The organism is Microbispora sp. NPDC004025 (assembly GCF_053604425.1).
Map to the genome: position 1 here is coordinate 511243 of NZ_JBSGHN010000002.1, position 6516 is coordinate 517758.

The 6516-nt window shown below is 70.3% G+C and carries 8 protein-coding genes; 6 read left to right on the plus strand and 2 right to left on the minus strand.

Annotated features, from left to right (window positions below; translation table 11 throughout):
• Positions 1-32: 32 nt before the first annotated feature.
• On the minus strand, positions 33-947 hold the full coding sequence (locus ACWEQG_RS06690) for a YihY/virulence factor BrkB family protein (protein WP_452282360.1): 915 nt from the start codon (positions 945-947) through the stop codon (positions 33-35).
• A gap of 237 nt (positions 948-1184) precedes the next feature.
• Here ACWEQG_RS06690 and ACWEQG_RS06695 point away from each other — a divergent pair, with 237 nt between their 5' ends.
• The 6 genes from ACWEQG_RS06695 (at position 1185) to ACWEQG_RS06720 (ending at position 5146) form a co-directional block, all read left to right on the plus strand.
• Positions 1185-1319: a hypothetical protein gene (locus tag ACWEQG_RS06695; RefSeq protein WP_452282362.1), complete on the plus strand. Its 135-nt coding sequence runs from the start codon at positions 1185-1187 to the stop codon at positions 1317-1319.
• A gap of 84 nt (positions 1320-1403) precedes the next feature.
• Positions 1404-1487 carry a putative leader peptide gene (locus ACWEQG_RS06700; RefSeq protein WP_357054749.1) on the plus strand — a complete coding sequence of 28 codons (84 nt, stop codon included), beginning with the start codon at positions 1404-1406 and terminating at the stop codon, positions 1485-1487.
• Between the two features lie 147 nt (positions 1488-1634).
• Positions 1635-3317, plus strand: coding sequence for a nitrite/sulfite reductase (locus ACWEQG_RS06705; RefSeq protein WP_452282364.1), 1683 nt, complete (start codon positions 1635-1637; stop codon positions 3315-3317).
• Positions 3318-3458: 141 nt separating this feature from the next.
• Positions 3459-3614 carry an Insertion element protein gene (locus ACWEQG_RS06710; RefSeq protein WP_142563833.1) on the plus strand — a complete coding sequence of 52 codons (156 nt, stop codon included), beginning with the start codon at positions 3459-3461 and terminating at the stop codon, positions 3612-3614.
• Between the two features lie 60 nt (positions 3615-3674).
• Positions 3675-4403, plus strand: a complete 729-nt coding sequence (locus ACWEQG_RS06715) for a phosphoadenylyl-sulfate reductase (protein ID WP_030505395.1) — start codon at positions 3675-3677, stop codon at positions 4401-4403.
• Positions 4403-5146, plus strand: coding sequence for a sirohydrochlorin chelatase (locus tag ACWEQG_RS06720; protein WP_452282366.1), 744 nt, complete (start codon positions 4403-4405; stop codon positions 5144-5146). The genes ACWEQG_RS06715 and ACWEQG_RS06720 overlap by 1 nt, the downstream gene beginning before the upstream one ends.
• A 31-nt stretch (positions 5147-5177) precedes the next feature.
• Here ACWEQG_RS06720 and ACWEQG_RS06725 read toward each other — a convergent pair.
• Positions 5178-6516 (minus strand): poly(ethylene terephthalate) hydrolase family protein (locus ACWEQG_RS06725; protein WP_452282368.1); only part of this gene is annotated, 1339 nt, incomplete at its 5' end.

Consider the following 6516-nt stretch of genomic DNA (forward strand, 5'->3'; position numbering starts at 1 on the left):
CGACGCCATCCTTCCACCGCTATCGGTATGGATCAGCCTTTACCGGACTTGCGGTGATGGTGCTCGTGCCGGCTGGCGCCGCTGAGCGGCCACAGCCGGTCCACCTCCGCGTTCAGCGTCGCCCCGATGAGCACGGCGAGCGCGGTGATGTAGAGCCACAGCAGCACGGCGATCGGCGCCGCGAGCGAGCCGTAGATCGACAGCGGGGTGAACCACGCCGCCAGCACCTCACGCAGGAACGCGGCGCACACGATCCAGATCACCAGCGCCAGCGCGGACCCCGGGGTCTCGCGCCACCAGCGCGTCCGGTGCGGCACGCTCACGTGGTACAGCACGGTGAGCGCCAGCACCGAGCCGATCACCACCACGGGCCAGTAGAGGACGTTCACGAGCACGGCGTATCTGGGCAGAGCGTTGGACATCAGGGTGGGCCCGATGACCAGGATCGGCATGACGACCAGCCCGATCAGCAGCGCCGCGAGATAGAGGAAGAACGACAGCACCCGCGTGCGGATGATCCCCCGGGTCTCCCCCAGCCCGTACGCGATGGATATCAGGTCCACGTACACGAACAGCGCGCGTGAGCCGGACCACAGAGACAGCAGGAAGCCGACGGAGATCAGCGAGACCTGCCCGCCGCTGAGCACGTCGGCGAGCAGCGGTTTCACGACCCGCTCGACGGTGTTGTGGGTGAACAGCAGCTCCGACTGGGCCACGACCCAGTCCCTGATCTCGCTGACGGTGGACTCGCCGATCAGCCCGCTGAGATGGCCCATGACGCCGAGCAGCCCGAGCACGAACGGCGGCAGCGACAGCAGCGCGAAGAAGGCCGCCTCGCCCGCGAGGCCGGTCACCCGGTAGTTGACGCCCGCCATCGTGGTCGCCTTGACGAGGGACCAGAGGTTCGTGCCGCGCAGCCACGTCAGGCGCGCCCGCGCAATGGTCATGCCCTTGCGCGTGAGGCGCCGCGGCCTGCGCGACGGCGCGTCCGTGGAGGTCATGGCACCCAATCGGTCATGAGATCTGGGCTCTACCCGCTGCCGGGGCGCTTAGTACGTGACCTGCGAGCGGATTGTCGCCGCCAAGAATAGGGGCCCCTACCCTCCTCTCGCGAGGATCCCTCACGAACCGTTCACCGCGCGCCCCCTGTCATCCGCTCGTAACAGGGGGTGAACAATGGAGACATGATCTGCCCAGCGTGCGGGGAGCACCGGCACGAGGAGTGCCGCGGCGGGTCCTGGTGCGACTGCCAGCACCAGGAGCCGTCCGAGAAGGACCACGAGGCCGAGCCGCCGGAGAACTGGATGCGCAAGGGGTGACGACCCCGCGTCACATTGCCGTCACAATCCCGCATCCTGGACACGAACTTGGACATCCAGGATCTCAGAGGTATCGTTTGGGACATGCCAGCGGACCCGTTGCTCGTCGTGCGACGCCACGTCGATCTCCTGCGTGTCCGTAGCGCGATCTGTATCGACGCCGGCTGACCGTCGCCCTCCGCTGATCCAACCGGGCGCTCGGCCAGGCGTCGTTTTCGTATGCCCTCACACTCGACGGCGAGGTGAGAGGCCGCCTGCGCCGGCGTCCCGCCGAACACCGATCTCAGACCGAGCCTCGGAGAAGGACGTGTGCCCATGAGCACCCCGGCCCGCCCGGCGAACCGCCATCACAAGCGCCCGCGTGGCGAAGGTCAGTGGGCTCTCGGTTACCGTGAGCCGCTGAACAAGAACGAGGAGAACAAGAAGGCCGACGACGGGCTGAACGTCCGCCAGCGCATCATCGACATCTACTCGAAGGGCGGCTTCGACTCCATCGACCCCGCCGACCTGCGCGGCCGCTTCCGCTGGTACGGCCTGTACACCCAGCGCAAGCCGGGCATCGACGGCGGCAAGACGGCCGTCCTGGAGCCCGAGGAGCTCGACGACCGCTACTTCATGATCCGCATCCGGACCGACGGCGGCCAGCTCAGCCTGGAGCAGCTCCGGGTGATCGCGGACGTCTCCAACGATTACGCCAGGGGCACCGCCGACGTCACCGACCGGCAGAACATCCAGCTCCACTGGGTGGAGATCGAGTCGGTGCCGGACATGTGGACGCGGCTGGAGGCCGTGGGCCTGTCCACCACCGAGGCGTGCGGCGACACCCCGCGCGGCATGCTCGGCTGCCCCCTCGCGGGGATCGACGCCGACGAGGTGATCGACGGACGGCCCCAGCTCCAGGAGATCCGCGAGCGGTACATCGGCGATCCGGCGTTCTCCAACCTGCCGCGCAAGTTCAAGACCGCGATCAGTGGCTGCGCCGCGCACTGCACGGTCCACGAGATCAACGACATCGCGTTCGTCGGCGTGCTGAACGAGCAGGGCGAGGCCGGCTTCGACCTGTGGGTGGGCGGCGGCCTGTCGACCAACCCGATGTTCGCCAAGCGGCTCGGTGTGTTCGTCCGGCCCGAGCAGGCCCACGAGGTGTGGGCCGGGGTCACCGGCATCTTCCGCGACTACGGCTACCGGCGGCTGCGCGGCAGGGCGCGGCTGAAGTTCCTGATGAACGACTGGGGCCCGGAGAAGTTCCGCGAGGTGCTGCAGACCGAGTACCTCAAGTACGAGCTGGCCGACGGGCCGGCCCCCGCCGCGCCGCGGGGAGACCGGCGCGACCACGTCGGCGTCCACCTCCAGCGTGACGGCAACTACTACGTCGGCTTCGCCCCCCGGGTGGGCCGGCTCAGCGGCGACCTGCTGCACCGCATCGCCGACATCGCCGAGCGCCACGGGTCCGGCCGGGTGGCGACGACGGTCGAGCAGAAGATGGTCATCCTCGACGTCGCGCCCGACCGGGTGGAGTCGATCGTGGCCGAACTGGAGGCCGCCGACCTGCGGGTCAACCCCTCCACGTTCCGCCGCCAGACGATGGCCTGCACCGGCATCGAGTACTGCAAGCTCGCGATCGTAGAGACCAAGAACGCCGCGTCGGAGCTGATCGACGAGCTGGAGCGGCGCCTGCCCGACTTCGCTGAGCCGCTGACCATCAACATCAACGGCTGCCCGAACTCCTGCGCGCGCATCCAGACGGCCGACATCGGCCTCAAGGGCCAGCTCGTGGTCAACGACAAGGGCGAGCAGGTCGAGGGCTACCAGGTGCACCTGGGCGGCGCGTTCGGCCTCAACCCGAGCTTCGGCAGGAAGGTCCGCGGCCTCAAGACCACGGCCGAGGACCTGCCCGACTACGTCGAGCGGGTCGTGCGCAACTACGAGAAGCAGAAGAACGAGGGCGAGTCCTTCGCCGAATGGGTCAAGCGCGCCGACGAGGCCGATCTCAAATGAGGCCGGCGAGCGGAGCGAGCGAATGAGCACCGAGGGCGCGGTGGCGTCTGGACTGAGGAGCGCGCGGGAGCGAAGCGACCAGAGCGCGACGAGGGAAGCGCCACCGCAAAAGCGCCCGAGGCCGGCGAGCGGAGCGAGCGAATGAGCACCGAGCGGGCGGCGCCGTTCTACTGCCCGTACTGCGGCGAGGAGGACCTGGAGCCCTACGTGACCGAGGAGGAGAGCCACGGGTGGTACTGCAGATCTTGCGCCCGCGCCTTCCGGGTGAAATTCCTCGGCCTCGGCGTGCGTTCGTGATCCCCGAAGGCTTTCGTCCAATCATCCGATGAATCAGTGAACGACGTGTGAGGAGTAACGATGTCGGTGGCGGAGATAGAGGCAGGACTGGAGCGGCAGCGGGTCACGCTGGACCTCCAGGGCATCGTGGAGTCCGCGGCGCGCTTCCTCGAGGACGCGCCCGCCCGGGAGATCATCCGTTGGGCCGCGGCCACCTTCGGCGACCGCCTCTGTCTCACCTCGTCGATGAGCGACGCCCTGCTGATCGACCTGGTCAGCAGGGTCAAGCCCGGCGTCGACGTGCTGTTCATCGACACCGGCTACCACTTCGCCGAGACCATCGGCACCCGGGACGCGGTCGAGGCGGTCTACCAGGTCAACGTGATCAACGTGAAGCCGTCCAGGACCGTCGAGGAGCAGGACCGCGACCTCGGGCCGCGCCTGTACGGGCGCAACCCCGACCTGTGCTGCTACCTGCGCAAGGTCGAGCCGCTCAACCGGGCGCTGGAGCCGTACCTCGCGTGGGTGTCGGGCATCCGCCGCGACGAGTCGCCCACCCGCGCGAACACCAAGGTCGTGGAGTGGGACGCCAAGCGGCAGATGGTGAAGGTCAACCCCATCGCCCGGTGGACCCAGGAGGACGTCGACAACTACATCGCCGACAACGGGGTCCTGATCAACCCGCTGCACTACGACGACTACCCCTCGATCGGCTGCGCCCCCTGCACCCGCCGGGTGGCGCCGGGCGAGGACCCGCGCAGCGGCCGCTGGGCCGGCCTCGGCAAGATCGAGTGCGGCATCCACCTCTGATGACCGTTCCGCACGAAGGCGCGCCGCTGGTCGCGGTGGCGCACGGGTCCCGCGACCCGCGCGCCGCCGCGACCGTGGAGGCGCTACTCGACGGAGTGCGGCGGGCGCGGCCCGAACTCGACGTCCGCGCCGCCTATCTCGACCACGCCCCGCCCTCGCTGCCGCAGGCGCTGGCCGGGCTGGACGAGGCCGTCGTGCTCCCCCTGTTGCTCACCGCCGCCTACCACAGCCGCGTGGACATCCCCGCGGCGCTGCGGGAAGCGGCCGGCCGCACCCCGCGACTGCGGGCCGTCTGCGGCCCGACGCTCGGCCCGCATCCGCTGCTCGTCCGGGCCCTCGAACGCCGTCTCACCGAGGCCGGCGTGGAGATCGGCGACCCGGAGACGGCCGTGGTGCTCGTCTCGGCCGGCTCCAGCGACCGCCGGGCGAACGCGACGATCGCCGCCGTCGCCCGCGAGTGGGCGCGTACCCGCCCCTGGTGGTCGGTCACCGCCGCCTACGCCTCGGCCGCCGCGCCCACGCCCGGGGACGAGGTCGTACGGCTGTCGCGCGCCGGCGCCCCGCGGGTCGTGGTGGCGCCCTACCTGCTGGCCCCCGGGCACTTCGCCGACAAGGTGGAGCGCGACACCCTGGAGGCCGGCGCGCACGCAGTGGCCGATGTCCTCGGCCCCGCGCCCGAACTGGTCGCGCTCCTGCTCGAACGCCACGCCCAGGCCGTGCGCGCCGCCTCCGAGGCCGCCTGACGCCCCACGCGCTACGGCGCGCCGGCGGGGATCACGGGCTGGTGCACGTGAGGGCGGGAGCCGACGGCGTACCGGTGCCGAGGAAGCCGAACGTGCTCGAGCCGGACGCCGGGATCGAGCCGTTGTAGGAGGCGTTCGTCACTCTGACCGCGGAGCCGCTGGCGCTCAGCGTGCCGTTCCACACCTGATTGATCGTCTGACCGCCGCTCAGCGTCCAGCCGACGGTCCACCCGTTGATCGCCGAAGCGCCCGCCGTCACCGTGACCTCACCCTGGAAGCCCCCGGACCACGAGTTCACCGTACGGTAGCTCGCCGTGCAGGCGCTCGACGCCGACGGACTGGCGGACGGCGACGGCGACGGCGACGGCGACATCGACGGACTGGCGGACGGCGACGCGGACGGGCTCGCGGACGGCGACGCGGACGGGCTGGGAGACGGCGACGACCCGCCCGGCGGCACGTACGGGCACTTGCTCCGGTACATCGAGACGTTGCCGGAGTCCGCCAGCTGCGGGCACAGGAACTGGGTGTATCGGGTGTCGTCGTCGAGGAAGATCTTCAACCAGGGGATCAGCACCCGCATCTCGGTGGTGTTCGCACGGGTCGCGAACAGGTGGTCCACACCGGTGATCTTCACCCACGCGCTCGGTGTCGAGGCCGGGATGGTGCTGTACAGCCCGTCGAGGTAGGACCGCGTGACCGTCGTGTCCCTCTGGCCCGAGATGAACATCGTCGGCACACGGTCGTTGGACAGACGGTAGTCCCCGACGGGCGAGCCGGGCGCGAGCCCGACCCCGGCCTTCAACGTGGGCCGCCGGAGCAGCGCGGACAGGACGCCGGCACCGCCCGCGGAGTGGCCGACCACCGACAAGCGGCTGGGGTCGACCCGGTCGCGCACCACGCTGCGCTGGGTGAGGTAGTCCAGCGCGGCGAGCAGCTGGGTTCCCCGGGCGTCTGCGCTGTCGGTGCGGCTGTTGGTCTCGATCCCGATCACGACGAAGCCGAAGGACGCGAGCCAGGGGCCCATCCACGCTTCCTCGTTGGCGAACAGGGCGGAGTAGCCCGGCACGATCGCGACGCCGCCGAAGGTCCCCTGGCTGGTGTCCGTCGGGTAGTAGATCACACCGCTGCCGAAGCCGTTCCCGCCCGGCACGCTGATCTGCGCGGTGGCGAACGTCCCCCGGCTGGCCGACACACTGGCCAGGGTTGGGGCGGGACCCCGCTGATAGGGATTGTCAGCGGCCGACGCCGCGTGAGTCGCGATGGTCGACGAGAGCAGCCCGAGGACGACCACCGTCGCGGCCATCAGGCGGTGCATCAGGCGGCGTCCCCGGACGGGCCGCGGCCCCATGCCGCCGGCGGCACCGTGC

Coding starts and splice junctions, on each gene's coding strand:
- ACWEQG_RS06690 (WP_452282360.1), bottom strand. CDS start 947: ATGACCATTGCGCGGGCGCGCCTGACGTGGCTGCGCGGCACGAACCTC.
- ACWEQG_RS06695 (WP_452282362.1), top strand. CDS start 1,185: ATGATCTGCCCAGCGTGCGGGGAGCACCGGCACGAGGAGTGCCGCGGC.
- ACWEQG_RS06700 (WP_357054749.1), top strand. CDS start 1,404: ATGCCAGCGGACCCGTTGCTCGTCGTGCGACGCCACGTCGATCTCCTG.
- ACWEQG_RS06705 (WP_452282364.1), top strand. CDS start 1,635: ATGAGCACCCCGGCCCGCCCGGCGAACCGCCATCACAAGCGCCCGCGT.
- ACWEQG_RS06710 (WP_142563833.1), top strand. CDS start 3,459: ATGAGCACCGAGCGGGCGGCGCCGTTCTACTGCCCGTACTGCGGCGAG.
- ACWEQG_RS06715 (WP_030505395.1), top strand. CDS start 3,675: ATGTCGGTGGCGGAGATAGAGGCAGGACTGGAGCGGCAGCGGGTCACG.
- ACWEQG_RS06720 (WP_452282366.1), top strand. CDS start 4,403: ATGACCGTTCCGCACGAAGGCGCGCCGCTGGTCGCGGTGGCGCACGGG.